Source organism: Bradyrhizobium sp. NBAIM18, assembly GCF_020193825.1.
GTDB classification, from domain to species: domain Bacteria; phylum Pseudomonadota; class Alphaproteobacteria; order Rhizobiales; family Xanthobacteraceae; genus Bradyrhizobium; species Bradyrhizobium yuanmingense.
This window is the reverse complement of the sequence record NZ_JADYVO010000018.1, coordinates 78,206-103,642: the sequence shown is the minus strand read 5'-3', so window position 1 is coordinate 103,642 and position 25,437 is coordinate 78,206. Positions and strand designations below refer to the sequence as shown.

At 64.7% G+C, this 25,437-nt stretch carries 27 protein-coding genes; 13 read left to right on the top strand and 14 right to left on the bottom strand.

The features are described from left to right. Positions 1–97: 97 nt before the first annotated feature. Positions 98–436 (top strand): phasin family protein, encoded by a 339-nt coding sequence (locus tag I6F17_RS29245; protein WP_028135884.1) that lies wholly within the window; start codon positions 98–100, stop codon positions 434–436. 74 nt (positions 437–510) lie between these two features. Here I6F17_RS29245 and I6F17_RS29240 read toward each other — a convergent pair whose 3' ends face one another. Beyond that, entirely contained in the window at positions 511–1,872 is a 1,362-nt protein-coding gene (locus tag I6F17_RS29240) for a TadE/TadG family type IV pilus assembly protein (protein WP_225130060.1), read from the bottom strand. 478 nt (positions 1,873–2,350) lie between these two features. On the opposite strand from I6F17_RS29240, the gene clpS reads away from it, so the two are divergent. Then, positions 2,351–2,683, top strand: a complete 333-nt coding sequence (clpS, locus tag I6F17_RS29235; protein ID WP_036015195.1) for an ATP-dependent Clp protease adapter ClpS — start codon at positions 2,351–2,353, stop codon at positions 2,681–2,683. 287 nt (positions 2,684–2,970) lie between these two features. Continuing rightward, a complete protein-coding gene (gene clpA / locus I6F17_RS29230; protein WP_225130058.1) occupies positions 2,971–5,379 on the top strand; it encodes an ATP-dependent Clp protease ATP-binding subunit ClpA in 2,409 nt (802 codons plus the stop codon). 77 nt (positions 5,380–5,456) lie between these two features. Here clpA and I6F17_RS29225 read toward each other — a convergent pair whose 3' ends face one another. The 4 genes from I6F17_RS29225 to I6F17_RS29210 all read right to left on the bottom strand — a co-directional run bounded on the left by I6F17_RS29225 (position 5,457) and on the right by I6F17_RS29210 (position 9,697). Further along, entirely contained in the window at positions 5,457–5,906 is a 450-nt protein-coding gene (locus tag I6F17_RS29225; RefSeq protein WP_225130055.1) for a PEGA domain-containing protein, read from the bottom strand. Between the two features lie 123 nt (positions 5,907–6,029). Then, positions 6,030–7,451, bottom strand: coding sequence for an MFS transporter (locus I6F17_RS29220; RefSeq protein ID WP_225130053.1), 1,422 nt, complete (start codon positions 7,449–7,451; stop codon positions 6,030–6,032). A 123-nt stretch (positions 7,452–7,574) separates the two neighbouring features. Further along, on the bottom strand, positions 7,575–8,600 hold the full coding sequence (locus tag I6F17_RS29215; RefSeq protein WP_036039342.1) for an aldo/keto reductase: 1,026 nt from the start codon (positions 8,598–8,600) through the stop codon (positions 7,575–7,577). Between the two features lie 149 nt (positions 8,601–8,749). After that, complete coding sequence (locus tag I6F17_RS29210; protein ID WP_225130051.1) at positions 8,750–9,697, bottom strand: helix-turn-helix domain-containing protein; 948 nt, start codon at positions 9,695–9,697, stop codon at positions 8,750–8,752. A 194-nt stretch (positions 9,698–9,891) separates the two neighbouring features. On the opposite strand from I6F17_RS29210, the gene I6F17_RS29205 reads away from it, so the two are divergent. Further along, positions 9,892–10,908 (top strand): carbon-nitrogen hydrolase family protein, encoded by a 1,017-nt coding sequence (locus I6F17_RS29205; RefSeq protein ID WP_128265338.1) that lies wholly within the window; start codon positions 9,892–9,894, stop codon positions 10,906–10,908. Between the two features lie 27 nt (positions 10,909–10,935). Then, positions 10,936–11,973 (top strand): phenylacetaldoxime dehydratase family protein, encoded by a 1,038-nt coding sequence (locus I6F17_RS29200; RefSeq protein WP_225130049.1) that lies wholly within the window; start codon positions 10,936–10,938, stop codon positions 11,971–11,973. On the opposite strand, the gene I6F17_RS29195 is transcribed toward I6F17_RS29200, so the two are convergent. Continuing rightward, complete coding sequence (locus I6F17_RS29195; protein ID WP_225130047.1) at positions 11,970–12,608, bottom strand: HAD family hydrolase; 639 nt, start codon at positions 12,606–12,608, stop codon at positions 11,970–11,972. The two genes, I6F17_RS29200 and I6F17_RS29195, sit on opposite strands and share 4 nt — an antisense overlap. A gap of 88 nt (positions 12,609–12,696) precedes the next feature. On the opposite strand from I6F17_RS29195, the gene I6F17_RS29190 reads away from it, so the two are divergent. The 4 genes from I6F17_RS29190 to tsaA all read left to right on the top strand — a co-directional run bounded on the left by I6F17_RS29190 (position 12,697) and on the right by tsaA (position 15,419). Next, a complete protein-coding gene (locus I6F17_RS29190) occupies positions 12,697–13,650 on the top strand; it encodes a lytic transglycosylase domain-containing protein (RefSeq protein ID WP_225130045.1) in 954 nt (317 codons plus the stop codon). Positions 13,651–13,807: 157 nt separating this feature from the next. Further along, positions 13,808–14,548 (top strand): AzlC family ABC transporter permease, encoded by a 741-nt coding sequence (locus tag I6F17_RS29185; RefSeq protein WP_225130042.1) that lies wholly within the window; start codon positions 13,808–13,810, stop codon positions 14,546–14,548. Then, a complete protein-coding gene (locus tag I6F17_RS29180; protein WP_036015173.1) occupies positions 14,545–14,895 on the top strand; it encodes an AzlD domain-containing protein in 351 nt (116 codons plus the stop codon). Before I6F17_RS29185 ends, I6F17_RS29180 begins: the two co-directional genes overlap by 4 nt. Before the next feature lie 32 nt (positions 14,896–14,927). Beyond that, the gene (tsaA, locus tag I6F17_RS29175; RefSeq protein WP_036039330.1) at positions 14,928–15,419 is read left to right on the top strand and encodes a tRNA (N6-threonylcarbamoyladenosine(37)-N6)-methyltransferase TrmO; all 492 of its coding nucleotides are present in this window, start codon (positions 14,928–14,930) and stop codon (positions 15,417–15,419) included. 123 nt (positions 15,420–15,542) lie between these two features. Here the strand turns inward: tsaA and I6F17_RS29170 are convergent, their stop codons facing one another. From I6F17_RS29170 to I6F17_RS29155, 4 genes are all read right to left on the bottom strand, one after another. After that, positions 15,543–15,971, bottom strand: coding sequence for an HIT family protein (locus I6F17_RS29170; RefSeq protein WP_036039328.1), 429 nt, complete (start codon positions 15,969–15,971; stop codon positions 15,543–15,545). A gap of 53 nt (positions 15,972–16,024) precedes the next feature. Further along, positions 16,025–17,266 carry a GNAT family N-acetyltransferase gene (locus I6F17_RS29165; RefSeq protein WP_225130040.1) on the bottom strand — a complete coding sequence of 414 codons (1,242 nt, stop codon included), beginning with the start codon at positions 17,264–17,266 and terminating at the stop codon, positions 16,025–16,027. Between the two features lie 220 nt (positions 17,267–17,486). Next, the gene (locus I6F17_RS29160) at positions 17,487–18,233 is read right to left on the bottom strand and encodes a glycerophosphodiester phosphodiesterase (protein ID WP_225130038.1); all 747 of its coding nucleotides are present in this window, start codon (positions 18,231–18,233) and stop codon (positions 17,487–17,489) included. Between the two features lie 6 nt (positions 18,234–18,239). After that, positions 18,240–18,707: a RidA family protein gene (locus I6F17_RS29155; protein ID WP_036015166.1), complete on the bottom strand. Its 468-nt coding sequence runs from the start codon at positions 18,705–18,707 to the stop codon at positions 18,240–18,242. A 229-nt stretch (positions 18,708–18,936) separates the two neighbouring features. Here I6F17_RS29155 and I6F17_RS29150 point away from each other — a divergent pair, with 229 nt between their 5' ends. Next, positions 18,937–19,782, top strand: a complete 846-nt coding sequence (locus tag I6F17_RS29150) for a cell envelope integrity EipB family protein (protein ID WP_225130036.1) — start codon at positions 18,937–18,939, stop codon at positions 19,780–19,782. Between the two features lie 102 nt (positions 19,783–19,884). Continuing rightward, entirely contained in the window at positions 19,885–20,286 is a 402-nt protein-coding gene (locus I6F17_RS29145) for a RidA family protein (RefSeq protein ID WP_128265330.1), read from the top strand. 98 nt (positions 20,287–20,384) lie between these two features. On the opposite strand, the gene I6F17_RS29140 is transcribed toward I6F17_RS29145, so the two are convergent. The 3 genes from I6F17_RS29140 to I6F17_RS29130 are packed head-to-tail and all read right to left on the bottom strand — an operon-like array spanning position 20,385 to position 22,404. Continuing rightward, positions 20,385–20,792 carry an ACT domain-containing protein gene (locus I6F17_RS29140; protein ID WP_036015159.1) on the bottom strand — a complete coding sequence of 136 codons (408 nt, stop codon included), beginning with the start codon at positions 20,790–20,792 and terminating at the stop codon, positions 20,385–20,387. Continuing rightward, entirely contained in the window at positions 20,792–22,096 is a 1,305-nt protein-coding gene (locus I6F17_RS29135) for a DNA polymerase IV (RefSeq protein WP_036025584.1), read from the bottom strand. Before I6F17_RS29135 ends, I6F17_RS29140 begins: the two co-directional genes overlap by 1 nt. Next, the gene (locus tag I6F17_RS29130) at positions 22,093–22,404 is read right to left on the bottom strand and encodes a DUF3572 domain-containing protein (protein WP_036015155.1); all 312 of its coding nucleotides are present in this window, start codon (positions 22,402–22,404) and stop codon (positions 22,093–22,095) included. Before I6F17_RS29130 ends, I6F17_RS29135 begins: the two co-directional genes overlap by 4 nt. A gap of 242 nt (positions 22,405–22,646) precedes the next feature. Here I6F17_RS29130 and I6F17_RS29125 point away from each other — a divergent pair, with 242 nt between their 5' ends. Beyond that, positions 22,647–23,012, top strand: coding sequence for a response regulator (locus I6F17_RS29125; RefSeq protein ID WP_008130064.1), 366 nt, complete (start codon positions 22,647–22,649; stop codon positions 23,010–23,012). A gap of 14 nt (positions 23,013–23,026) precedes the next feature. Continuing rightward, positions 23,027–24,400, top strand: a complete 1,374-nt coding sequence (locus I6F17_RS29120) for a PleD family two-component system response regulator (protein ID WP_225130034.1) — start codon at positions 23,027–23,029, stop codon at positions 24,398–24,400. A gap of 345 nt (positions 24,401–24,745) precedes the next feature. On the opposite strand, the gene I6F17_RS29115 is transcribed toward I6F17_RS29120, so the two are convergent. Beyond that, on the bottom strand, positions 24,746–25,354 hold the full coding sequence (locus I6F17_RS29115; protein WP_346657037.1) for a TetR/AcrR family transcriptional regulator: 609 nt from the start codon (positions 25,352–25,354) through the stop codon (positions 24,746–24,748). Positions 25,355–25,437 lie beyond the last annotated feature (83 nt).

Genomic DNA, 25,437 nt, shown 5'->3' with positions numbered 1-25,437 from the left:
CGCACAAGATTCTTGACTTTGTTGTGCGTTGCACTAATTTTGGGCGGAGTCAGGGAGCCGGGGCTTCCCGACGCGAGCCAGGGAAAAGGATTCCGAAATGTTCAAGGTTGAAGACTTCCAGAGCTACGGGAAAGAGCAGTTCGAGCAGTGCGTTGCCTCCGCGACCTCAGTGCAGCACGGCCTCCAGGCGATCGCCAGCGCCTATGGCGACTACACGAAGAAGTCGTTCGAAGACACCAAGTCCTTCGTCGAGAAGCTTTCCGGCGTGAAGTCGCTGGACAAGGCGATGGAAGCGCAGACCGATTTTGCCCGTTCCGCCTACGAAACCTTTGTCGCGGAATCGCAGAAGATCGCCGGCCTCTACAGCGACCTCGCCAAGCAGGCGTTCAAGCCGGTCGAGACCATCGTGTCGAAGTTCACCCCGGCCGCTCAGTAACGTCTCGAGACATCCTGGAATCGAAAAGCCCGGCTGAAACCAGCCGGGCTTTTTGTTGGGGAGCGATGCGACCGTCAGCGTGCGACGCGCAGCTTCGACAGCGAAGTGCCGATATCCTTGAACACCGAGACCGTCTGGCTCGCCGAAGTGACCAGATAGAACTTGTCGCTGCCGCTGGCGCAATATTGCAGCACGCTCGAGGTCGGATCGCCGCCGGTGTTCACCTGCACTGTATAGATCGTGATGTTGTTGGGCTGGGCCTTGGCGTTGTCGCAGAGGACCTTCTGGCGAGCGTCGATCTGCGAAGCACCGCTGTACCAGCGGTTTTGCGTGTTGAGACCGTCGGAGAGCAGGACGATCGCATCCTTGTAGGTGTAGTTCGTGTCCTTGGCCGGGGCATTCATGGGGTCGCCCGTCGACAGCGTCATCCAGCCCCAGGCAAGGCCGATGCCCTGGTTGGTGTTGCCGGTCGGAACCAGCTTGTCGATCAGAGATTTGAGCGAGGTCCAATCGTAGCTGAGCGGCATGACCGGCTGGATGTAGGCCGAATTGCTGGAGTTGCAGTAGGAATATTGCTCGGCCGGGAAAAGCGTAGCCGAATTGCTGCTCACTGGAGTCGTGTTCTTGGTGTCATAGTCCTGGTCACGATCGGTGACGCACCCGTTCCACGTGTTGTGGTTCCTCGGTGTCCAAATCTTGCCGTTGTTAACGCAGGTCCACTGTCTCGTGTAGGAAGTGTTGCTACAGGTCCCGTTCACGGCCTCCCAGTCGGACCAGTCGATCCAGCTCTTCGTGTAGTTGCTGCTGCCGACGTTGACGTCCTTGGCGAACGGCACGATCGAGATATAGACGTCGCCGTTGGTCTTCGCGAGCGCGCTGAGCTGGTCGACCAGGTTCTTCGCGGCCGTTTTCATCGCCGGCATCTTGTCGTCGTACGCCATCGATCCCGTGACGTCGAGCACCAGGGCCACGCGCATGCGCGTCAGGCCCCAGGCGCTGGTGGATGAGGTGCCGACGTCGAGGGTCGGGAAGCCGGCGATCTTCATGAAGCTCGTCGTGTAGGTGCCGGTTCCGGTCAGCTGGATCGTCGAGCCGATACTGGTGCTCGCGTTGTAGGTGGCGCCGACGCTGACCGAGGGCAGGGTCTTGGTGTCCGTGAACAGGGCGTTGAAATAGGATTGGGCCTTGGTGGAGATCTGAGACGTCGAGATGGTGCCGGCGGACAGGTCCCGTGACAGCATCAGCGCGGTGGAATCGAGGGCCGACTGCATCGCGGTGCGCGCCTGGGCCGCGCGGCTATAGTCGATCGCCGCGCCGACGAAGCTCAGCACTGGAACGAGCGCAATGGCGAAGATCACTGCGATATTGCCTTGCTTGGCCGCTGCGAAACGGGCGAGTTGTCGACCAAGGCGGCTGACGAGGGGCAGACCAGACATGACGATCCCGAAATCTGTGCTTTGCCCGATTTCGCCCCATGCCATTGAATGGCAGGTAAATTGGACCGTAGAAAAACGGAGCGTTTTGCGGAAAACCGTCGCGGCCGGGTTAACGGCCGGGTTCCTGGTCAACACGTTCTAAACGTGCCGGGCGGAAATTTTTGTCAAATCGCTCCGGATTGATTAACCTGATCAGGATCGCCCCGACCGGGAATCGGGACTGCTGCGACCGCATGGGCTGAACCCCCGCGTGCTTGCGGCGGGCCGGGGGCAGGGCCATATTGCTGGCGAGCGATCCGGCCTCGACCGCATTTGCCGGGAGCGGCGATCCAAGGCGGCGCGCCTGCGCCAGGCTCCGAAGGGCGGGGTCGCGCGGTGACCGCCATTCGCTTCCGTGGGGAATTTGAACGCCTGTGCCATGCTGCAATTGACTTCCAGCCTCGATCTATCCGCGCCAGCCGCTGCCGACGCGCCTCGCATGAGCAATGACGACAACCGTTCGGGTACTCCCTCGGGTCCGAGCACGTCGGTCATCACCAAGGTCAAGCCCAAGACCAAGCGGCCGAACCTGTATCGCGTGCTGATCCTCAACGACGACTACACGCCGATGGAGTTCGTCGTGCACGTGCTGGAGAAGTTCTTCAACAAGGACATCGAAGCCGCGACCAAGATCATGCTGCACGTCCATCATCACGGGATCGGGGAGTGCGGCGTGTTCACCTACGAGATCGCCGAGACCAAGGTGACGCAGGTGATGGATTTCGCCCGCAAGCACCAGCACCCGCTGCAATGCGTGATGGAAAAGAAGTAAGACGGCTTGCGGCGCGTTTGAAGCCCGCTCCTGTACAAGCCGCAGTGTGATTGTCGCGTAGCGGCTGCGCGCGGCGGGCTGCAGCCGGCAAAAACTACGGAATTCTGCGCCGGCGCCGATCCCGCCCAAATCGGAACGGGTTTTGCATCGAAAATGCCGCAAGTGTGTCGCCGCCGAGTCGCGGAACCGGTCTTTCGCCGCGGTCTTGTATAACTATATGTGACAAAGGTTGTTGTTGCCTGACCGGGCGATGACGATCATGATGGTGGGGGCCATAGAGGACGCGAATGCCGACTTTTTCCCAAAGCCTTGAACAATCCCTGCATCGTGCGCTGGCGATCGCAAATGAGCGTCATCACCAATACGCGACGCTTGAGCATCTCTTGCTCTCCTTGATCGACGACTCCGATGCAGCCGCGGTCATGCGCGCCTGTAGCGTCGATCTCGACAAGCTCCGTACGAGCCTCGTCAACTACCTTGAGACCGAATTCGAGAACCTGGTGACGGATGGCGCCGACGACGCCAAGCCGACCGCCGGTTTCCAGCGCGTGATCCAGCGCGCGGTGATCCATGTGCAGTCGTCCGGTCGCGAAGAGGTGACCGGCGCCAACGTGTTGATCGCGATCTTCGCCGAACGCGAGAGCCATGCCGCGTATTTCCTGCAGGAGCAGGACATGACGCGTTACGACGCTGTCAACTACATCAGCCACGGCATTGCCAAGCGGCCGGGCGTCTCCGAGGCGCGGCCGGTGCGCGGCGTCGACGAGGAGACCGAGACCAAGGGTAACGAGGACGCCAAGAAGAAGGGCGAGGCGCTCGAGACCTATTGCGTCAACCTCAACAAGAAGGCGCGCGACGGCAAGATCGATCCGGTGATCGGACGCAATTCCGAAATCAATCGCGCGATCCAGGTGCTGTGCCGCCGGCAGAAGAACAACCCGCTGTTCGTCGGTGAAGCCGGCGTCGGCAAGACCGCGATCGCAGAAGGGCTCGCCAAGCGCATCGTCGACAGCGAAGTGCCGGAGGTGCTGGCGGCGGCCACCGTGTTCTCGCTGGACATGGGCACGCTGCTTGCCGGCACGCGCTATCGGGGCGACTTCGAGGAGCGGCTAAAGCAGGTGCTCAAGGAGCTCGAGGCGCATCCCAACGCCATCCTGTTCATCGACGAGATCCACACCGTGATCGGTGCGGGCGCGACGTCGGGCGGGGCGATGGATGCCTCGAACCTGCTCAAGCCGGCGCTGGCCTCTGGCACGATCCGCTGCATGGGCTCGACCACCTACAAGGAATATCGGCAGCACTTCGAGAAGGACCGCGCGCTGGTGCGGCGCTTCCAGAAGATCGACATCAACGAGCCCACGGTCGAGGACGCCATCGCGATCCTCAAGGGCCTCAAGCCGTACTTCGAGGACTATCACCGGCTGAAGTACACCAATGAGGCGATCGAGGCGGCGGTGCAGCTCTCATCGCGCTACATCCACGACCGCAAGCTGCCCGACAAGGCGATCGACGTGATCGACGAGTCCGGCGCGGCGCAGATGCTGGTCGCCGAGAACAAGCGCAAGAAGACCATCGGCATCAAGGAGATCGAGACCACGATCGCCTCGATGGCTCGGATCCCGCCGAAGAGCGTGTCGAAGGACGACGCCGAGGTGCTCAAGCATCTCGAGCAGACCTTGAAGCGCACCGTGTTCGGGCAGGACAAGGCGATCGAATCGCTCGCCGCCTCGATCAAGCTGGCGCGTGCCGGCCTGCGCGAGCCGGAGAAGCCGATCGGCTGCTATCTGTTCTCTGGCCCCACCGGCGTCGGCAAGACCGAGGTCGCCAAGCAACTCGCGGCGACGCTCGGCGTCGAGCTGCTGCGCTTCGACATGTCCGAGTACATGGAGCGGCACACCGTGTCGCGCCTGATCGGCGCGCCTCCCGGCTATGTCGGCTTCGACCAGGGCGGCCTGCTCACCGACGGCGTCGACCAGCATCCGCATTGCGTGGTGCTGCTCGACGAAATCGAGAAGGCGCATCCCGACCTCTACAACGTGCTCCTCCAGATCATGGACCACGGCCGGCTCACCGACCACAACGGTAAGCAGGTCAACTTCCGCAACGTGATCCTGATCATGACCACGAATGCCGGTGCGGCGGATCTCGCCAAGCAGGCGTTCGGCTTCACCCGTTCGAAGCGGGAAGGCGACGATCACGAGGCGATCAACCGGCAGTTCGCGCCGGAATTCCGCAACCGTCTCGATGCCATCGTCTCGTTCGGCCATCTCAGCGTCGAGGTGATCGGCACCGTGGTCGAGAAGTTCGTGCTTCAGCTCGAGGCGCAGCTCGGCGACCGCGACGTGACCATCGAGCTGTCCGAGCCGGCGAAGGCCTGGCTGGTCCAGCACGGCTACGACGAGCAGATGGGCGCACGTCCCATGGCGCGCGTGATCCAGGAGCACATCAAGAAGCCGTTGGCCGACGAGGTGCTGTTCGGCAAGCTCAAGGGTGGCGGCCACGTTCGCGTCGTCCTTGTCAAGGACGAGGCCGACGAGACGAAGGAGAAGATCGGCTTCGAATTCGTCGAGGGCCCGGTCACGCCGAAGCAGGAGAAGCTGCCCGGCACCCGCAAGCGCCCGCCGGGCAAATCCAAGCCGGGTGGCTCCGGCGGCTCGAAGGGGCCGACCTCCAAGGGGCCGCTGGTCAAGGTTTGATCGGCACGTGATGAAATCGAAAAGGCCGGCTGCAAAGCCGGCCTTTTTGTTTGCACCGATGTCTGCGCGAGGAGGCCTTACGTTCCGGCCTGCGGTTCGCGCGGCGGCCGCGGCTTTCTCGGTGCGCGCGGTGCTGCGTGCGGGACCGACGGCTGCATCGTCACGATGACCGGATTGCGCTTGTGATCGGTCGCGGCTCCGGTCGCTGCGTCGACGCCCATGCCGACGATACCGCCCAACAGGAGATTGCCCGCAAAACCCGCGGCTCCGCCCGTCTGGACGTCCCGGCTGAGCGGAACGATTTGCGGCTGATAGCCTTCCTTCTGGAAGGTGATCGAGATGTCGGCGTTCCGCTTGACGACCACGGAGCAAGGGGTCGTGCAGGTGGTCGGAACGTCCATTCCGCTGACGACGGCTTCCACGCCTGATGGTGTCGATGAAATGCTGATATTCTCCGTCGTACCGCGCGTGACCGACGCGCAGCCGGCCAGCATGACGCTGAGCGCCACAATTCCAAATGAACGCATGAAATGCCCCTTGTCCCACCGTCACTATGCGCAACCGGGGCGGGAGGGCAATAGGCCATTGCTCCGAATAGTTAAGCCACGCCGAGGTTGTGCACGACTACGCGCGAACCGGGTCGGGTCCGGCTATTCACCCCGCAGGCGCTGATCGTCCTGCACGCGGACGTGCTCGGCACCGCGCGCGCCGGCTGGGGAAAGCCGCAGCATGCTCAGCATCGCGCCGCACAGCGCAAATCCAACGCCGACAAGGAGCGCCAGCCTGGTCCCCTCAAGCGGATACCGTCCGAGCAACAGCGCCACCAGCGCCGCTCCGGTGGTCTGGCCGAGCAGGCGCGCCGTCCCCAGCATGCCGCTGGCGCCGCCGGCGCGCTCGCGCGGGGCGGCTGCGATCATGGTGCGGTTATTGGGGGTCTGGAACAGACCGAAGCCGGCGCCGGCGAGCGCCATCCGCCAGATCACGTCGAGCGCCGTTGGCGTCGCCGGCAGGAAGGCCAGCGCGCCAAGGCCGCAGGCGAATAGCGTGAGCCCAATACCGCCGAGCAGGCCGGCCGGATAATGCTCGACCAGGCGGCCGGCGAGAGGGGCCGCAAACGCCAATGCGATCGGCCATGGCGTGATCAACAGGCCCATATGCACGGCCGAATAGCCGAAGCGGCTCTGGAGATAGAAGGGGATCGCGACGAAGGCCAGCATCTGCCCGCAGAACGATGCGATCGAGGTCGCAATCGACAGCGCGAAAACGGGGATGCGCAGCAGATCGATCGGCAAGAGTGGCGAAGTCATGTGAGTCTCGCGATAGATCAGCAGCGCACCCGCGGCGATCGCGATGGCAAACTGCACGAGACAGGTGATCGCGGCCTCGCCATGACCGACGTTGTCGACCGCCGCGATGCCGACGCCGAACGTGATCGCCGACAGCCCTGCACTCTGCCAGTCGAAGGAGCGGCTCGCGGGCTTGGTGTGCGGCAGGCTGCGCAGGCCCAGCACCAGCGTCACCACGCCGAGCGGCACGTTGATCGCGAACAGCCAGGGCCAGCTTCCGACCGCGAGGATGCCGGCGGCGAGCGTCGGGCCGATCGCAGCCGAGAAGGCGACGACGAGCGCGTTGAGCCCGATGCCGCGGCCTAGCAGGCTGCGCGGATAGGTGAAACGCACCAGCGCCGCGTTGACGCTCATGATGCCGGCCGCGCCAAAGCCCTGGAGGATGCGCGCGATCGTCAGCAGCGGCAGCGTGTGGGCCAGCGCACAGAAGGCCGAGGCCAGCGTGAACAGCGCCAACCCGACCAGATAGACGCGGCGATAGCCGACGATCTCGCCGAGCGAAGCCAGCGGCAGCAGCGAGATCGTGATCGCGAGCTGGTAGCCGCTGACGATCCAGATCGACAAGGCCGGGGTCGCATCGAGATCGGCCGCGATCGTCGGCAGCGCCACATTGACGATGGTGCTGTCGACCACCGCCATGACGATGCCGAGCGCAATGGTCAGCACCGCCTGATTGCGTTGCGGCTGCGGCAGGCCGTCGGCATGCTCGATGGTGACTATCGACATCGTGAGCGGCGTATCGTTGGCGAATTGGGCTCGGCCACATGCCGAGTATTGCGCCAACAGGGCAGGGCCGCGATAGTTCCGGAACCGCACTGCCAGCGCGCCGGCTTACCCAAAGCAGCTGTCCTACACCGCCGGTGGATTGCGGTCGCTGAAGGTCACGCGCTGGTGCCAGTAGGGATAGGGCAGCGTCACCGTGCTCGCGGCATCGAGCTTTGCGACCTGGTCCTTGGTCAAGGACCAGCCAACCGCGCCGAGATTTTCGCGCAGCTGGGTCTCGTTGCGTGCGCCGATGATCAGCGTCGAGACCGTCGGACGCTGCAGCAGCCAGTTCAGCGCGATCTGCGAGACACTCTTGCCGGTCTCCTTGGCGATCTCGTCGATTGCATCGACGACACGGTAGACGTGCTCGTCCGAGACGGGCGGTCCGAATTCGGCCGTCTTGGGCAGGCGGCTGACTTCCGGTTTCGGCTGACCGCGGCGGATCTTTCCGGTGAGGCGCCCCCAGCCGAGCGGCGACCAGACCACGGCGCCCAACCCCTGGTCGAGGCCGAGCGGCATCAACTCCCATTCGTAGTCGCGCCCGATCAGTGAATAGTAGGTCTGGTTGGCGACGTAACGCGGAAAGCCGTGCTTGTCGGCGACGCCGAGCGATTTCATCAGGTGCCAGCCCGAGAAATTCGAGACGCCGACGTAGCGGATCTTGCCGGCGCGCACGAGCACGTCGAGAGTCGAGAGCACCTCTTCGGGTGGCGTGAAGGCATCGAAACCGTGGAGCTGGAACAGATCGATGTAATCGGTGCCGAGCCGGCTCAGCGAGCCGTCGATGGCTTTGAGCAGGTGCTCACGCGACGAGCCGATATCGTTGGGACCGTCGCCAAAGCGGAAGGTCGCCTTGGTCGAGATCAGGACCTTGTCGCGGCGACCCTTGATGGCCTCACCGAGCACCCGCTCGGACTCGCCGAGCGAATAGACATTGGCCGTATCGAACATCGACACGCCGGCCTCGAGGCAGATGTCCAGAAGGCGCCGCGCCTCGGTCGCGTCCGTCGTGCCCCATGCCGCAAGGCGGCCGACGCCGCCGAACGTGCCCGTTCCCAGGCTCAAAGCAGGCACCATAAGGCCGGACCGGCCCAAGCGTCGGTATTCCATCGGAATGCTCCCTGGCTGGCCGCTAATGATCGTGGCGGCCTTGACGGCGGAAGATACTGCAAGCAGGCGCGGTGTCCTATCACCTGCTCACATACCGGCCCTGCTCGGCATGACCTGATCGTGCAGATGACAGCCTGCTGGAATGCACCTCAATGCCGCAGCTGACTCTGCCGGAAGTCGCGCGGCGACATCCCGAAATGCTCGCGGAAGACGCGGCCGAAATGCGAGAGGTCGTTGAAGCCCCAGGCGAAGGCGATCTCACTGATGTGGCGATGGGCGAGCAGAGGCGAGGCGAGATCTCTCCGACATCGGGCGAGGCGTTCGGCAAGGACATGGCGCTGGAAGGAGGTGTCCTCGTCTGCGAGAAGATCGTTGACATAGCGCGGCGAGATGCCGAGCGCGGCTGCGGTTTCAGCGACCGAGAGATCGGGATCGGCGAGGTGCGCGCGGATGTGCGCCTTCACTCGGTAGAGCAGGGCCGAGCGATGGGTCGAGGACGGCAGCGATGACTTGCCGAGCCGCTCGCTCAATGCCATCGCGAGCAGATCAACTGCCTGCTCCGACAGCGCCGTGGCCGTATCCGGAGCCAAGCTATCCGCATTCTGGCAGAGCCGGATAATGAAATCATAGGCGAGCCGCTCGAGCGGTGCATCGGCGCCAAATGACATTGCGGTCAGCGTCTCGGTGCCGCCGAGCCGCCGCTGCAGCATCTCGCGTGGGACCTTGAAGATGGTCTGCGTAAAACTGTCGTTGAACTTCAGCTCGTACGGGCGCGTCGTGTCGTAGAGCGCGAACTCGCCAGGGTGGATCACGGTCTCGCGGCCGTCCTGCCCGTTGCCGCGATTGCCGAGTGCGACTAGGACGAAGTCCTGATCCGAGCGCGCGATGCGCGACGGTGTGCGGAAGACGTGCTGGCGGTCCGAGCAGACCTCGGAGCACACGGCCTTGCCGAGCGAGGCCTGCGTGACCGAGCCATGAAAGGCGCTGCCGAGGTCGGACTTGCAGTCGAGCCCGACGAAGACGTCGCAGACGATGTCCTGCCAGAGCGCGAGCCGCCGGTAGCCGGGACTGCCGTCTGTCGTGAACTGGATTGGCATCAGGACAGCCTCCCTTTCACATCCTGCAAAACCGCATGTTGGCGCAGATCGAGCCTGACCGGAGGCGAATTCCGTACCGGCGATCCCCTTCCAGTCGAGTTTTTGTTCCGCCGCGGTCGAGCGCCTGGCCGCCCGGCTTGGCCAAATAGACTGCATCGGACGTGGCTTGCGATCAACCGGCAATGGAGGCGGCAATGGGCATCGAACATCCGAAATACAAGGTTGCGGTGGTGCAGGCGGCGCCGGCCTGGCTCGATCTCGACGCCTCGATCGACAAGTCGATCGCGCTGATCGGGGAGGCCGCGGAAAAGGGCGCCAAGCTGATCGCCTTTCCTGAAGCTTTCATCCCCGGCTACCCCTGGCACATCTGGCTGGATTCCCCGGCCTGGGCGATCGGGCGGGGCTTCGTGCAGCGCTATTTCGACAACTCGCTGTCCTATGACAGCCCGCAGGCCGAGCGCTTGCGCGAGGCCGTGCGCAAGGCAAGGCTCACCGCCGTGATCGGCCTGTCCGAGCGCGACGGCGGCAGCCTTTACCTCGCGCAATGGCTGATCGGCCCTGATGGCGAGACCATCGCAAAGCGCCGCAAGCTGCGGCCGACCCATGCCGAGCGCACGGTCTATGGCGAAGGCGACGGCAGCGACCTCGCCGTGCATGCGCGGCCCGACATCGGCCGGCTCGGCGCATTGTGCTGCTGGGAGCATCTGCAGCCGCTGTCGAAATATGCGATGTACGCTCAGAACGAGCAGGTCCATGTCGCGGCCTGGCCGAGCTTCTCGCTCTACGATCCCTTCGCGCCGGCATTAGGGGCCGAGGTCAACAACGCGGCTTCGCGCGTCTATGCGGTGGAAGGCTCCTGCTTCGTGCTCGCGCCTTGCGCCACCGTCTCGCAGGCCATGATCGACGAGCTCTGCGATCGGCCGGACAAGAATGCGCTGCTGCATGCGGGCGGCGGCTTTGCGGCCATCTACGGCCCCGACGGCAGTCAGATCGGGGACAAGCTGGCACCCGATCAGGAAGGCCTGCTGATCGCCGAGATCGATCTCGGCGCCATCGGCGTTGCCAAGAATGCTGCCGATCCCGCCGGACATTATTCGCGGCCCGACGTCACACGGCTGCTGCTCAACAAGAAGCGGTACCAGCGGGTCGAGCAGTTCGCGCTGCCGGTCGACACCGTCGAGCCCATGGACATTGCGGCGGCGGCAAGCTGATCGCGGCGATCACGGGGAGGCATGGCTATGGAATCCGCAATTCCCGCGCATCTCGAAACCGCACGCACGCGCCACAAGCGCGTGCCGGACGATTACCAGCCGCCATATCCGTCCTTCGTGGCGCGCTACAAACCTTCGGTCAGCCGCGTCGTAATGGCCTATTTCGGTGTCCAGCATGGCGGTGCGGCACCGGCGGCAATGGAGGCGTTGAAAGAACTCGCAGGACTGTTCGCAATGGATGGCGGTCCGTCGCATTCGGACCGGGCAAGCTATAGAGATCAGTCCGGCAGCGAGAATGTTGTCACGGTCGCTTATTGGGACGATCTCGCACGCTTTGATGCCTGGTTCGCGCAGGCTCGCGAGATGTGGACGGGGCGGCAACGCGAAGGCATCGGTACCTTCGTCGAGGTGCTGCGTCCTATTGTGGCCCGTCACGAGACGCTGTTCTCCTCGCCCGATCGGCCGGAAGGTGTCGCCGTCGTTGCGGAGGGCATGAGCGGCGAGGTGCAGGAGCACGCCTACTGGGGCGGGATGCGCGACCGTATCCCGCTGTCGCAGACTGATGCGATGGCGCCTGGTGGCGCGCCTGAGCTGATTTGCGACGGCCCGCGGCTGAGAGTCGTGGCGCACGATAATCTCTGCCTGATCCGCTCCGGGCAGGACTGGAGCGATACCGCAGCATCCGAGCGAAAGCTCTATCTCGACGACGTCGAACCGGTGCTACGCGAGGGCATGGATTTTCTGCGCGATGATGGCCTCGCGATTGGCTGCTATGCCAACCGCTACATGCAGGTGCTGGCGGCCGACGGAAGCGCGAGCGAAAAATCCTACGGGCAGAGCTGGTGGAAGAGCCTCGCCGCGCTCGAACGCTGGGCGGAGTCGCATCCGACCCACGTCAAGATCTTCGGCGCGGCTATGAAATATCTGTCGACGCTCGGACCGTCAGCCAAGCTGCGGCTCTATCACGAGGTGACGGTGGCGGCCGCCGACGAACAGTTCTTCGAATATCTGAACTGTCACCCGAAGACAGGCATGCTGGCGGCGGTCGAAACTGTCAGCACCTAAGCGACACAATGGCCGAGCAGCTCGGGATGTGCCGCGCAGATGTGATGCGCGCCGGCCTCCCGCAGCTCGGCCTCGCTGCCGTAGCCGTAGAGCACGCCGATGGCGGTCATCCCGTTGGTCCTGGCGCCGACCACGTCGTGGCTGCGGTCGCCGATCATGATCGCGCTGTTCGCATCGACCTTGGCTTCGTGGAGCGCATAGCGGAGCAGGTCGCGCTTGTCGACGCGTGTGCCGTCGAGCTCGGAGCCGAACACCCGTTCGAAATACGGCTTCAGGCCGAAATGATCGACGATGCGGCTGGCGTAGACGGCGGGCTTGCTGGTCGCCACGAACATGCGCTGACGTGTCGCTGCGAGCGAAGATAACGTGTCCGTAATTCCGCTGTAAGCCTCGTTCTCGAACAGGCCGATATCGCTAAAGCGCTCGCGATAGAGCTGCAGTGCGCGGTCGGCGAGCTCATCGGCTCCGGTGAGCTTTCGAAGGCTGGCAAGCAGCGGAGGGCCGATGCACCAGGTCAGTTCGTCCTCGCTCGGCACAGGAACGCCGAGCCGTTCCAGCGCATATTGGATCGAGCGGGTGATCCCGGGCTTCGGGTTCGTCAGCGTGCCGTCGAGATCAAAAAAGATTGTCACCATCGGGCATGACCGGTGTTGATACTGCCGTCTGTTGCTAGTTGGCTCTGGTTCCAAGTCAAGGTCCGATTTGTCCGATAGCGTCAATGCCATGCGAATTGCTCGGGTCATTGCTGTGTTGTGCCAGGTCGTCCTGCTGCCGCCGGCGCTCGCGGAGGAGGCGCCGCCCACCGATGCGCCTGCGAAGGCCGCGGAGCCCGAGAAGCCAGCGGAGAAACCGAACGACGCGCGCGAGAGCGACACGCGGGAGTCGATCTGCCTGATCGTGGAGGCGGCCGCGCGCGACAATAGCCTGCCGCTGGAATTCTTCGCGCGCGTGATCTGGCAGGAAAGCCGCTTCCAGGCCGATGCGGTCGGGCCCATGACGCGTAGCGGCCAGCATGCGCAGGGGATCGCGCAGTTCATGCCGGGCACTGCCAGCGAGCGCGGTCTGCTCGATCCGTTCAATCCGGTGCAGGCTTTGCCGAAGTCGGCCGAATTCCTGAATGAGCTGCGCAACCAGTTCGGCAATCTCGGCCTTGCCGCGGCCGCCTACAATGCCGGCCCTCGGCGCGTGCAGAAATGGCTCGCCGGCACCGGACCGATGCCGGAGCAGACCCGCAATTACGTCTATGCCATCACCGGCACCAGCGTCGATGCCTGGGCCAAGGCGGGGAGCACCGGCAAGGGACCGCCGAGCTCGCCGCCAACGAGCTGCCGTGATCTGATGGCGCTTCTCAAGCGAGCTCCCAACCCGTTCGTCGCCGAGCTCGAGCAACATGTCGAGCTTGCAGCCGCAAAGCTCTGGGGCGTGCAGCTCGCGGCCGGTTTCGACCGCAACAGGGCGCTGACGATGTATTCCCGGGCCGTGACGAAGCTGAGCACCGTGATCGGCGAGCGCGATCCGAGCCTGCTCTCCTCGGTGATGCGCAGCCGCGGCACGCGCGCCTTCTATCAGGTCCGCATCGGCGCCGATACGCGCGCCGAGGCCGATGATTTGTGCAACCGCATCCGCAAGGCGGGCGGGGCGTGCTTCGTGCTGAGGAACAGGGGTGTGGCGGGGTAGGATGAGCCGTCATTCCGGGTTCGCGCCAAGTGCAGCGCCCCGGTATGACGGCGGTGAGCCTGGCTGTCATGCATGCCAGCCCCGCCGCGCCTTTCCTTGACGCGCGCACCCGTCTCGCTCGTTATGCGGGCACGATTCCTCACCGGCCAAAGCTCCCGTGGCGCTTCCTCCGCTCGATTCACCGCAATGGAATAGTTCCTGGCGCGCCTTCGCGTGGGGACTGCGCTCGATCACGCAGACGATCCTCACCATCGTGCTGTTCGTGACCTATCTCGGCATCGGTGCGCTCGCTCACGACACCCATTTCAGCCTGCTCTGGGCATTGTGCTCGACGCTGTTCGTCTGGGCAGGTCCGGCGCAGATCATCCTGATCACCACGCTCGGCTCGGGCGCCACCATCATCCAGTCGGCGATCGCGGTGACCGTCAGCGCCATCCGCCTGTTTCCAATGGTGGTCTCGGTGCTGCCGCTGATGCGCACACCCACGACCAAGCGGCGCGAGCTGATTTTCGCCGCGCATCTCACCGCAGTGACGCTGTGGGTCGAATGCCACCGCTTCCTGCCGCAGGTGCCGCGCGAACGGCGGATCGCCTTCGTCCACGGGCTCGGCTGCGGGCTCGTCTCCGTGTGCCTTGTCGCCAATATCGTCGGCTATTTCCTCGCCGCCAACCTGACGCAGACGCTTGGTGCGGCGATCCTGTTGCTGACGCCGCTGTCGTTCCTGTTCTCGACGGCGCGCAACAGCCGCGAGGTCGCCGACGTCGTCGCGCTCGTGCTGGGCATCGTGCTCTATCCGCTGGCGGCGAAGATGAACTCCGGCCTCGATATCCTCGTCAGCGGCGTGGTCGCCGGGACGATCGCTTATGGCGTGCACTGGTGGCGGGAGGTACGCGCATGAGCTTTGCGCAAGCGATCGGCGACTGGCACGCGCTGGCCGTCCTGTTCGTCGCCGGCGTCGTTCCCAACCAGATCTGGCGCATGCTGGGCCTGTGGTTCGGCGGCGGCATCGACGAGGGCTCGGAGCTGCTGGTCTGGGTCAGGGCGGTCGCCACCGCGATCCTGGCCGGCGTCATCGCCCAGATCGTGGTCCAGCCGCCGGGGGCGCTGGCCAGCGTGCCTGATGTCCTGCGTTATGGCGCGGTCGGTGCCGGTCTCGTCGTTTTCCTGCTGACCCGCCGTTCGATCTTCGCAGGCGTGGTCACGGGCGAAGTCTTCATGCTGGCCGGCAAGTGGTGGTTGGGCTAAAACCGCCAGCGAACAGCCAGGGAACAGGACATATGGTTCGCGAACAGGAGCTCCGCGAGGGCGAGGTCGCCATCGAGCTGCCGCCGACGCAAGATGCCGGCCTCGTCTTCATCGGTCGTATCCGCACGCCCTGGTCGTCGCGGCTGGAGACGCCGCGGCAGGGACGTCAGGACGGTCCGATCTGCCGCCTCGAGATCTTCGAGCCGTTCGTGCCGGCCATCAAGGGCGTCGACTTCTACAGCAACCTCGAAGTGCTCTATTGGCTCGACCGCTCGCGCCGCGACATCGTCCTGCAGAGCCCGAAGAACAACGAGAAGACACGCGGCACGTTTTCGCTGCGCTCGCCGGTGCGGCCCAATCCGATCGGCACCTCGATCGTCAAGCTGGTCGGCATCGAGGGCAATGCCATCCTGGTGCGCGGCCTCGATTGCATCGACAACACGCCGCTGATCGACATCAAGCCCGACCGCTGCGAGTTCACGCCGCTGGCCGCGCCGCAAAAGGGTGATTTCGAGACGGAGTGATCCGTCATTCCGGGGCGACGCGAAGCGTCGAGCCCGGAATCCATCGGGCAGCAATGACGGTGGTGAAATGGATTTCCGGGTTCGCGCCAAGAGGCGCGCCCCGGAATGACGAGTTGATAAGAGTTACACTGCCTTCAACGCCGCCATCAGCTTCGCCGCATTCTCTTGCAGCACCTTGTCGTCTTCCTTGCGGCTCGCCGGCGGCAGCATGGCGACGCCGTCGTGGCGCGGCATCACGTGCATGTGCAGGTGAAACACCACCTGTCCGCCGGCGGGCTCGTTGAATTGCTGCACGGTGATGCCATCGGCGTCGAACGCCTTCATTGCGGCGGCGGCGATCTTGTGCGCGCCGCGGGCGACATGGGCGTAATCGTCGGGCTTGATGTCGAGGATGTTGCGGGCAGGAGCCTTCGGGATCACCAGCGTGTGACCGGGCACGCGCGGCATGATGTCGAGGAAGGCGAAGACGTGCTCATCCTCGTAGACCTTGTAGCAGGGCAGCTCGCCGCGCAGGATTTTCGCGAAGATGTTGTTGCTGTCATAGGCGGTCATGGCGGCGGCTCCTCGGACGATTTGCGCTTACTGTCACCAGCCGTGGCGAGGCGTCAAGGCGCCTCGTCGGCCCCTTTGCGGAACGGGCCGGGCTCGGCAAGCTCTCGTCCGGCTTCCGCGACATAAGCGCGCTCGCGCTTGAGGTAATCGTCGATGGCGCGGCGCAGGCCGGGATCGGCGATGAAGTGGGCGGAATGCGTGGTGCGCGGCAGGTACCCGCGCGCGATCTTGTGCTCGCCCTGCGCGCCGGCCTCGACGTGCTTGAGGCCGCGCTTGATCGCGAAATCGATCGCCTGGTAGTAGCAGACCTCGAAATGCAGGAACGGGTGATGCTCGACCGCGCCCCAGTTGCGGCCGAACAGCGTGTCCGAGCCGATGAAGTTGATCGCGCCCGCAATCCAGCGATTGTTACGGCGGGCCATCACCAGCAGCACGTCCTCGCTCATGGTCTCGCCGATCAGCGAGAAGAACTCGCGCGTCAGATACGGCCGACCCCATTTGCGCGAGCCGGTCTCCATGTAGAATGCGAAGAAGGCATCCCAGGCATCCTCGGTGATGTCCTTGCCGGTGAGCCAATGGATCGTGATGCCGGCCGCGAGCGCATCGCGCCGCTCGCGCTTGATCGATTTGCGATGGCGCGAGTTCAGCGTCGCCAGGAAGTCGTCGAAGCTCGCAAAGCCCTCATTGTGCCAGTGGAACTGCTGGTCGGTGCGCTGGAGGAAGCCGTGCTCGGCGAGCAGCTTCCATTCCGACTCCCGCGCGAAGGTGACGTGGACGGAGGAGGCCTTGCTGACGCCGCATAGCGCTATGAGCCCACTCGCCAGCGCCTCGGTGATGCGCTCGCGATCGACGCCATCACGCACCAGCAGCCGCGGCCCCGTGGCCGGCGTGAAGGGAACCGAGACCTGGAGCTTCGGGTAGTAGCGTCCGCCGGCACGCTCATAGGCATCCGCCCAGCCGCGATCGAAGACGTACTCGCCCTGGCTGTGCGATTTCAGATAGCAGGGGACGATTCCGGCGACGCGGGCGCCGAGCTTGGCGACCAGATGCCGGGGTCCCCAGCCAGTCCGGATCGTGGCCGAACCCGATTTCTCGGCCGCAGAAAGAAAGGCGTGGGAGACGAACGGGTTATAGGCGGATCTTGAGAGGTCGAGGGAATCGCTTGGAAGAGCGATTGAGGTTCCGGCGCCAGCCCCATTGCACTGTCCGCCGGGGTTGGCGCAGGCGTCCCAATCCTCCGGTGACACGTCGCCAATCGAAGGTACGGCCTCGAGTGTGATTTCCGATGATGCCATCGCGTCCAAGATCGTGCATTGCAGCAGCGACTTCAAGAGGGCGGGGGGAACACAGGTCTCGTGCCCCGGACGCGGCGCAGCACTCCCGGCGATGCGAGGCATCGTCCGGCGTGGTGCGCCGCTGAGCCGGGCCCATGTGGCCGCGCGCTCGCGGAGAGATGGTCCCGCCTCATCGCTGCGACGCTCACGCGTCGCAGCTTGTCCGGGACACGGGCAAGCCCTACGGCACGAACCCCTCGAAGATCATCTGGTCCGCATACCGCCCGACCCGGCTCCGCTGCTCCGGGGTGCGGACGGTCCAGCCGAGCAGGGCGCAGCCGAACAGGTTGCGGGCGATCCAGGGGGCGGGGGCCGGCAGGTGGTCGACCTTGAAGGCGACGAAATGCGGCCGGGTCTGCAAGCCGTGGCGCAGGTAGAGCATGCTGTCGCGCTGCACTTGGGTGAGCTTGGCCCAGTACTCGTCCTCATAGCTCCGCTGCGCGACGATGCCGCGCGGACGGTTTGGCAACAGGTCTCGCAGCGCCAGCACCTGGTCGGGATCGAAGGACATGCCGACGGCGGGGCCGTCATACGAGGCCAACACCTCGGCCATCCGCTTCACCAGCTTGCGATCGCCACCGAAATGGCTCTTCACCTCGATCACCAGGGGCACACGTCCGGCGACCATGGCGCAGAGGTCGGCGAGCGACATCATCCGCTCGTCGGTGTCCTTGAACCTGACGGCCTTCAGCTCGGTCGCGGTCTTTGCGATCACCTCGCCGGTGGCCTCGGTTAGTCGGCCCAGGGCATGGTCGTGATGGACCATGGCCTCGCCGTCGGCCGAGAGCTGGATATCGACCTCGATCGCAAAACTACCGGCAATCGCAGCCTGCACCGCGCCCGGCATGTTCTCGACGATGCCGCGCGAAATGTCATGCAGGCCGCGATGGGCGACCGGCCGCGCTGTCAGCCAATCCGGAGCGCGCATTTGGCGTCAGGCGACCTCGAACACGCCTTCGACCTCGACCGCCGCATCCGCGGGCAGCGAGGCGACGCCGACGGTGGTGCGGGCATGGCGGCCCTTGTCCCCGAAGGCGGCAACCATCAGGTCGGAGGCGCCGTTGAGCACCTTCGGCCCATCCAGGAAATCCGGGGCCGAGTTGATGAAGCCGCCGAGGCGCACGACGCGTACGACCTTGTCGAGATCGCCGAGCGCCGCCTTGACCTGGGCCAACAGGTTGACGGCGCAGCCGCGCGCGGCTGCGGCGCCGTCCTCGATCGAGACGCCGGCGCCCAGCTTGCCCTTGGCGATCAGCTTGCCGGCGGGGTCGAAGCAGACCTGGCCGGAGACGAACAGGAGGTTGCCCGTGCGCACGAAAGGCACGTAGTTGGCGACGGGGGAGGGGGCCTCGTGCAGCTTGATGCCTTGCTCCGCCAGTTTCTGCTCGACCGTGCCCGCCATGTCCGACCTCGTTGTCCAAAAATCCTTCGCTCCGGCGCGTCCCCTGGATGGCCGGGCGCGCCCTGTTTCGCCCATCGTGCCGCCACATGCAAGCAACCGGAGGGGGCGCATTGTGTTGGCAGGCCAGCAGGTTCAACGTGGAGGGGCAATTTTACGTGGACGGCCTCAGTTGCGGCGCAATGGAACGGTCATTAAAATGTCGAATCTGCGCTTTCCTCAGGGAACAGACATGGTGCATCTTTTCCGGACTTCGCTCGGTGTGATGGCGTTTGCCGCGGCCAGTGTCGGCCTTGGCGGTGTAGCCGAGGCCGCCAACGGTCCGTTTCTCGCGCACCAGGCGCTCTATGATCTCCGCCTCGTCAAATCGCGCACCAATTCGGTCAATAGCGCCCGCGGCCGGATCCTCTACAATTTCACGGGGAACGCCTGCGAGGGCTATACCTCGGAATTCCGCCAGGTCTCCGAGCTCGACAGCGGCGAGGGCAAGGTCACGCTCAGCGACCTCCGCTCCAACTCCTGGGAGGACGCCGCCGGCAAGAGCTACCGTTTCAAGATCGAGACGCGCATGAACGAGACGGATGCCGGCCGCGTCGACGGCTCGGCCGAGCGCGACGGCGACCACATCAACGTCAAGCTGAAGCTTCCGGCGCCGAAGACGTTCACGCTCGACGGCAAGATCGTGTTCCCAACCGAGCAAATCCAGCGCATCATCGCAGCGGCGAGGGAAGGCAAATCGCTGCTCGAACTCTCCGTCTATGACGGCTCCGATGACGGCCAGAAGGTCTACAACACGCTGACCGTGATCGGTCAGCCGATCCCCGCCGACCGTGCCACCTCGTCCGATCCGTCGACTGCGGACGAGCACATGAAGTCGCTCAAGCGCTGGCCAGTCACCGTCAGCTATTTCGACCGCGACGCCCAGCAGAAGGAGGGCGAGCAGACGCCGGTCTATGCGATGGCGTTCGAGCTCTACGAGAACGGCGTCTCGCGCCAGCTCGTGCTCGACTACAACGATTTCGTCATCTCCGGCGCCATGGGCAAGTTCGACGTGAAGGACAGCAAGCCCTGTAATTGAGGGCTAGGTCTTGGTCGCTTCGCTCCTCGCAATGACGGGGCTAGCTCTCGTCACGCTCTCCCGCTACGCTCCCTCGCAACCACAAACTCGGGGAGCCAGCCCATGCCGAAGCTCGACCATCTCCGCCCCAGCGGCCTGCATCACAATCCAGCCTATTCCCACGTCGTCACCGCGACGGGTGCGCGCACGATCTACATTTCCGGCCAGGTCTCGACCGACGAGGAGGGGCGGATCGTCGGCGAGGGCGATATCGCCGCGCAAACGACCCAGGTGATGCAGAATCTCGGCCTCGCGCTGAAGGCGGCTGGCGCAAGCTATTCCAACATCGTCAAGATCACGACCTTCGTGGTGGACTACAAGCCGGAGCTGCGGCCCATCATCGGCAAGGCCCGCTCGGCCTTCTTCGAAGGCATGGAGCCGCCGGCCTCGACGCTCGTCGGCGTTTCCGCGCTCGCTGCGCCGGAATGGCTGATCGAGATCGAGGCGGTCGCGGTTGCGGATTGAGTTCCTGTGGCCCGGATGAAGCGCAAGCGTAATCCGGGAAGCCTGTCGCCACGGAGCACTGTCCCGGATTGCGCTCCGCTCCATCCGGGCTACAGCTGCTATGAGTGCTTCGCCTCTGACAGCTCTTGTAGAGCCGCCATCGCTTCGTCGGCTCTGTCGGACGGTACGAAGAGATGGTCGTGGTGGAACGCCGACACGGCATTCACGCTGATACCGGCGTCGGCGAGGCGCGCCGTGATTGCCGCCAGGAAGCCGACCGCATCGAGCGCGGAGTGAACAGTGAGCGTGATCAGGCGTGAGGCGAATTCGTAGCGCAGTCCTGCGCGTTCGGCATCCTCCAGCGGTGCTACGACCGTTGTGCCCTCCGGCTCGCGGAAGATCAGGAGCGGATCGACTGCTGCGGGAATAGTCTCGTCTGCCGCGATCGTGCAAAATACGAAGGTGCCCGGTCGCAGCTCCGGCTTCATCAGTCTCAGCAGCGCATTGAGATCGCGTTCGCCCGTCATCACTCCTGCGCCTTCTCCGGGCCCTCATAGGCGATGCCGCGGATCACCGCGGCGCTGCCGAACTTCTTGCGCAGGCTGTCGACCGCGCGTTCGGCGTGGGCGGCGCGGCGGTCGAGCATGTCGGTGTCATCGACCGCCGAGCCCTCGCGCAGCGCGCTGACGCCGGCGCCCATCAGGCGGAAGGCGGTGCCGTCGATTTCCTTGGCCAGCATCTCGCGGCAGATCGAGAAGATCTTCGCGGCCAGCTGCGTCGGGGCGGCGATCGATTGCGAGCGCGTGCGCTGGCGGAAATCGGCGGTCTTCAACTTCAGCGTCACGGTGGAGCCGGCGAGCTCGCTGCTCTTCAGGCGCGACGACGTCTTCTCGCAGAGTCGCCACAGGATCTTCTCCAGCGTCGCGAAATCGCGGATGTCGGTCTCGAACGTCGTCTCGCTTGAAATGGTCTTGGCGCCGCGGTCAGGCTCGACGCGGCGGTCGTCGATGCCGCGTGCGAGCCGCCACAGCCTGCGGCCCTCGCTCGGAAACTGCCGCATCATCTCGATCTCGTCGGCCTTCTGCAGATCGGCGATGATGCGGAAGCCGCGCTGCACCAGGCGTTCCTGCGTCGCGGGACCGACGCCGAAGATGAAGCCGACCGGCTTTTCCGCCAGCATCAACCGCGCTTCCTCCTGGTCGAGCGCGGCAAAGCCTCTGGGCTTGTCGAGGTCGGAGGCGATCTTGGCCAGGAACTTGTTGCAGGACAGGCCGACCGAGACGGTGATGCCGATGTCGCGCTCGACGTCGCGGGCAAAGCGCGCCAGCACCTTGGCGGGGATCATGCCGTGCACCCGCTCGGTGCCGGAGAGATCGAGGAAGGCCTCGTCGATCGAGAGCGGCTCGACCAGCGGCGTCAGCGCCTGCATGGCCTGGCGGACCTCGCGGCCGACCCGGACGTACTTTGCCATGTCCGGGCGGATCACGGTCGCATGCGGGCAGGCTTCCAGTGCCTTGAACATCGGCATCGCCGAGCGAACGCCATAGGTGCGCGCGATGTAGCAGGCCGCCGACACCACGCCGCGCTTGCCCCCGCCGATGATGACGGGCTTGTCGGCGATGTCAGGGTTGTCGCGCTTCTCGACCGTCGCGTAGAAGGCGTCGCAGTCGATATGGGCAATCGTCAGGCCGGCGAGCGAGCGGTGGCGGACGAGGCGGGGGGAACCGCAGGCCGTGCAGCGCCGCACGCCCAGGTTCTGTACGCCCATGTCGAGGTCGGCCAGACAATCCCGGCAGAAGCAGCGGGGCCCGGCCGGCTCTGGGACGCTCACGGCACGTCGCGCTCCCAGGAGGGGTCACCGAGCGCATCGCCGAGGACCTGCCGCGCCGCGGCGACGTTGGTCGGGTGCAGTTCCGCCACCTTGGCAAAGGCCTTCACCGTGGCATCGTCCCGCATCACGAAATCGAGCACGCTGAGGAGGAAATTCGGGTCCGCGGCGGCGTTGCGCAGGGTCTCCGGACCGACCCCCGTCTCGGCCAGGAACAGGCCCAGCCGCTCAGGCTCGCCCGCGACGAAGGACAGGGCCTGAATCGCAACGATTTCAGCGACTTCGCGGGGGTTGTGAACAGGCTTTTTCACGGGGACGGTTTGCCTTTCCGTTAACTTTCGGTCTCTAATTTGGAATCATCATGCCCGAGTCTCGTGCTCAAGTCTTCCGGCCCCGGACAAGCAACTGGAAACCACATCGCAGAAAGTGGACCCTCGGGTTTAACGAAACTCAAGCGAATCTGAGGCTAGTTTGAATCCAGTTTTCGAAACGCCGGGAAGCGGCGTCTGAGGCGTCATATGTACCGGTCCTTCGGACCAATCAGGAGGGCGGGATGGCTAAGACCGTCCTGATCGTGGAAGACAACGAGCTCAACATGAAGCTCTTCCGCGACCTGTTGGAGGCGCACGGGTACCAGACCTCCGGCACCAGCAACGGCTACGAGGCGCTCGACCTCGTGCGCAAGATGCGGCCCGACCTCGTGCTGATGGACATCCAGCTGCCGCAGGTCTCCGGCCTCGAGGTGACGCGCTGGATCAAGGACGATCCGGAGCTGCGTTCCATTCCCGTCGTCGCGGTCACGGCGTTCGCGATGAAGGGCGACGAAGAGCGCATCCGCGAGGGCGGCTGCGAAGCCTATTTGTCCAAGCCGATCTCGGTCGGCAAATTCATTGAGACGGTCCGGCGTTTTATCGGATAGGAAGTGAGTTCACAGTGTCCGCGCGTATCCTGGTCGTCGATGACGTTCCCGCCAACGTCAAGCTGTTAGAGGCCCGCCTTTCCGCCGAATATTTCGACGTGATGACCGCCGCGAACGGCACCGAGGCGCTCGCGATCTCAAGGCGTGCCGAATGCGACATCATCCTGCTCGACGTGATGATGCCTGACATGGACGGCTTCGAGGTCTGCCGCCGCCTCAAGACCGATCCGGCGACGCACCACATTCCCGTCGTGATGGTCACCGCGCTCGACAGCCCCGCCGACCGCAACCGCGGGCTGGAAGCCGGCGCCGACGACTTCCTGACCAAACCCGTCTCCGACGTCGTGCTGATCGCGCGCGTGCGCTCGCTGACGCGGCTGAAGATGATGACGGATGAGCTGCGCATGCGCGCCATCACCTCGCTCGAGATCGGCATGCAGGCGCCCGAGCGCAGTGCGATCGCCGACACCGGCAAGGGCGGCCGCATCCTCCTGGTCGACGACCGCCAGTCCTCCTACGAGCGGCTGGCGACGATCCTCGCTGCCGAGCACACCATCGACGTCGAGCCGAACCCGACGGAGGCGCTGTTCCACGCCGCCGAAGGCAATTACGACCTCCTGATCGTCTCGCTCGACCTCAACAATTTCGACGGCCTGCGCCTGTGCAGCCAGGCGCGATCGCTGGAGCGCACGCGGCACGTGCCGATCCTGGCCATCGCCGACCCCGAGAACTCGACACGGCTGCTGCGCGGCCTCGAGATCGGCGTCAACGACTACCTGCTGCGCCCGATCGACAAGACCGAGCTCTTGGCGCGCGCCCGCACCCAGATCCGCCGCCGCCGCTACACCGATCATTTGCGGGACAACGTGCAGAACTCGATCGAGATGGCGATCACCGACGCGCTGACCGGCCTGCACAATCGCCGCTACATGGAGAGCCATCTGGCGACGCTCGCCGAGCAGGCATCTACGCGCGGCAAGCCGCTGGCGCTGATGATCCTGGACATCGACTACTTCAAGTCGATCAACGACAATTACGGCCACGATGCCGGCGACGACGTGCTGCGCGAGTTCGCGGTGCGGGTGCGCAAATCGATCCGCGGCATTGATCTCGCCTGCCGTTACGGCGGCGAGGAATTCGTCATCGTGATGCCCGAGACCGATCTCCATGTTGCCGGCATGGTCGCCGAGCGCCTGCGCCGCTCGATAGCGGGTGAGTCCTTCGCGATCCACAAGGGGGCCAAGCGCATCGAGGTCACGATCTCGATCGGGCTGACCACGCTCGAGCGAAAGGGCGAGGCGGTGGCCGACGTCCTCAAGCGTGCCGACACGGCGCTCTACCGGGCCAAGCACGACGGGCGTAACCGCGTGGTGTCGCACGCGGCGTGAGGGCCGCCCGCACAAAGTTGCGAAAACAACCCCATGCACAGTAGCCGGCGCGAGCGGGATCAATGGGTTACGCGGGTGGCGAGATGGCTTGCGCCGGCGGCAGCGTCATTTGACCCGTCGGGCAAAACAGGAGCATATTGGTAAGGTCGCGAAATGGTCCTGACGGGTAGTCAGGCGCCCGCGCTTTCTCCACAAATTCCGGTGTCATTCCCCGCCTTGTGCGCAGTCGCGCACTGGAGCGGGGAATCCAGTACGCCGCAGCTTCTCGGGTCTAGCTTCACTGTCTCTTGAATACTGGATCACCCGCTTCGCGGGTGATGACAGCGAGCGATCAGGCGACAGCGGTTAGTCTGGAACGCGCTTGCTCCGTTTCTCCGCCGGGTTCGCATCCTCGCCCACATCCACCCCCGCATTCCGCAGCAGCACCTTCGCCGCTTCCTTCGCGGCTCTGGCCATCGCGGGATCGTCACGCACCAAGTCCTGCGCGATGGAGCCGTCGACCAGCAGCACCAGCTGCGTCGCGAGCGCGTCCGCTTCGGCAACGCCGAGCTCGGTCAGGCGGTCGCGAAACCAGAGGCGGCGGCTTTCCTTGAAGGCGATCGCGATCTTCTTCACGGCGCGGTCGGTGGGGCCGAGCTCGGCGACCGCATTGACGAATGGGCAGCCGCGAAAGTCTTTCGCCGCGAAGCGCCGCTCCAGCGAATCGAACGTCGCGAGGATCTGCTCGGCGGGCGGCTTGTCGGAGGGGCGTGCGCTGACGAAGCGGCGCTCGAGATAGGCCGCGATCAGCGCGTCCTTGGACGGGAAGTGATTGTAGAGCGTGCGCTTACTGATGCCGACCTCGGCCGCGATGGTATCGACGCCGATGGCGCGAATGCCTTGCAGATAGAACAGCTTGTCGGCGGTCTGAAGGATCCGCTCTTTCATCGTCTGTGGGAGGGGCGGGGGAGCCATGCAGCGGAATGCGTCCTGTTCGCTTGACAGCCGCTTCCATCTATAGCCTAAGTGCACAGGTCTGTGTACCCAAAAACATCGGC

What these genes read in the sequence shown, in the direction of transcription:
- I6F17_RS29190 (WP_225130045.1), top strand. Translation starts at nt 12,697, where the DNA reads ATGCGAATTGCTCGGGTCATTGCTGTGTTGTGCCAGGTCGTCCTGCTG.
- I6F17_RS29145 (WP_128265330.1), top strand. Translation starts at nt 19,885, where the DNA reads ATGCCGAAGCTCGACCATCTCCGCCCCAGCGGCCTGCATCACAATCCA.
- I6F17_RS29245 (WP_028135884.1), top strand. Translation starts at nt 98, where the DNA reads ATGTTCAAGGTTGAAGACTTCCAGAGCTACGGGAAAGAGCAGTTCGAG.
- I6F17_RS29195 (WP_225130047.1), bottom strand. Translation starts at nt 12,608, where the DNA reads ATGGTGACAATCTTTTTTGATCTCGACGGCACGCTGACGAACCCGAAG.
- I6F17_RS29140 (WP_036015159.1), bottom strand. Translation starts at nt 20,792, where the DNA reads ATGACGGGCGAACGCGATCTCAATGCGCTGCTGAGACTGATGAAGCCG.
- I6F17_RS29155 (WP_036015166.1), bottom strand. Translation starts at nt 18,707, where the DNA reads ATGGCGGGCACGGTCGAGCAGAAACTGGCGGAGCAAGGCATCAAGCTG.
- I6F17_RS29150 (WP_225130036.1), top strand. Translation starts at nt 18,937, where the DNA reads ATGGTGCATCTTTTCCGGACTTCGCTCGGTGTGATGGCGTTTGCCGCG.
- I6F17_RS29180 (WP_036015173.1), top strand. Translation starts at nt 14,545, where the DNA reads ATGAGCTTTGCGCAAGCGATCGGCGACTGGCACGCGCTGGCCGTCCTG.
- I6F17_RS29125 (WP_008130064.1), top strand. Translation starts at nt 22,647, where the DNA reads ATGGCTAAGACCGTCCTGATCGTGGAAGACAACGAGCTCAACATGAAG.
- I6F17_RS29215 (WP_036039342.1), bottom strand. Translation starts at nt 8,600, where the DNA reads ATGGAATACCGACGCTTGGGCCGGTCCGGCCTTATGGTGCCTGCTTTG.
- I6F17_RS29225 (WP_225130055.1), bottom strand. Translation starts at nt 5,906, where the DNA reads ATGCGTTCATTTGGAATTGTGGCGCTCAGCGTCATGCTGGCCGGCTGC.
- I6F17_RS29165 (WP_225130040.1), bottom strand. Translation starts at nt 17,266, where the DNA reads ATGGCATCATCGGAAATCACACTCGAGGCCGTACCTTCGATTGGCGAC.
- clpS (WP_036015195.1), top strand. Translation starts at nt 2,351, where the DNA reads ATGAGCAATGACGACAACCGTTCGGGTACTCCCTCGGGTCCGAGCACG.
- I6F17_RS29210 (WP_225130051.1), bottom strand. Translation starts at nt 9,697, where the DNA reads ATGCCAATCCAGTTCACGACAGACGGCAGTCCCGGCTACCGGCGGCTC.
- I6F17_RS29200 (WP_225130049.1), top strand. Translation starts at nt 10,936, where the DNA reads ATGGAATCCGCAATTCCCGCGCATCTCGAAACCGCACGCACGCGCCAC.
- I6F17_RS29240 (WP_225130060.1), bottom strand. Translation starts at nt 1,872, where the DNA reads ATGTCTGGTCTGCCCCTCGTCAGCCGCCTTGGTCGACAACTCGCCCGT.
- I6F17_RS29170 (WP_036039328.1), bottom strand. Translation starts at nt 15,971, where the DNA reads ATGACCGCCTATGACAGCAACAACATCTTCGCGAAAATCCTGCGCGGC.
- I6F17_RS29205 (WP_128265338.1), top strand. Translation starts at nt 9,892, where the DNA reads ATGGGCATCGAACATCCGAAATACAAGGTTGCGGTGGTGCAGGCGGCG.
- clpA (WP_225130058.1), top strand. Translation starts at nt 2,971, where the DNA reads ATGCCGACTTTTTCCCAAAGCCTTGAACAATCCCTGCATCGTGCGCTG.
- I6F17_RS29220 (WP_225130053.1), bottom strand. Translation starts at nt 7,451, where the DNA reads ATGTCGATAGTCACCATCGAGCATGCCGACGGCCTGCCGCAGCCGCAA.
- I6F17_RS29160 (WP_225130038.1), bottom strand. Translation starts at nt 18,233, where the DNA reads ATGCGCGCTCCGGATTGGCTGACAGCGCGGCCGGTCGCCCATCGCGGC.
- tsaA (WP_036039330.1), top strand. Translation starts at nt 14,928, where the DNA reads ATGGTTCGCGAACAGGAGCTCCGCGAGGGCGAGGTCGCCATCGAGCTG.
- I6F17_RS29115 (WP_346657037.1), bottom strand. Translation starts at nt 25,354, where the DNA reads ATGGCTCCCCCGCCCCTCCCACAGACGATGAAAGAGCGGATCCTTCAG.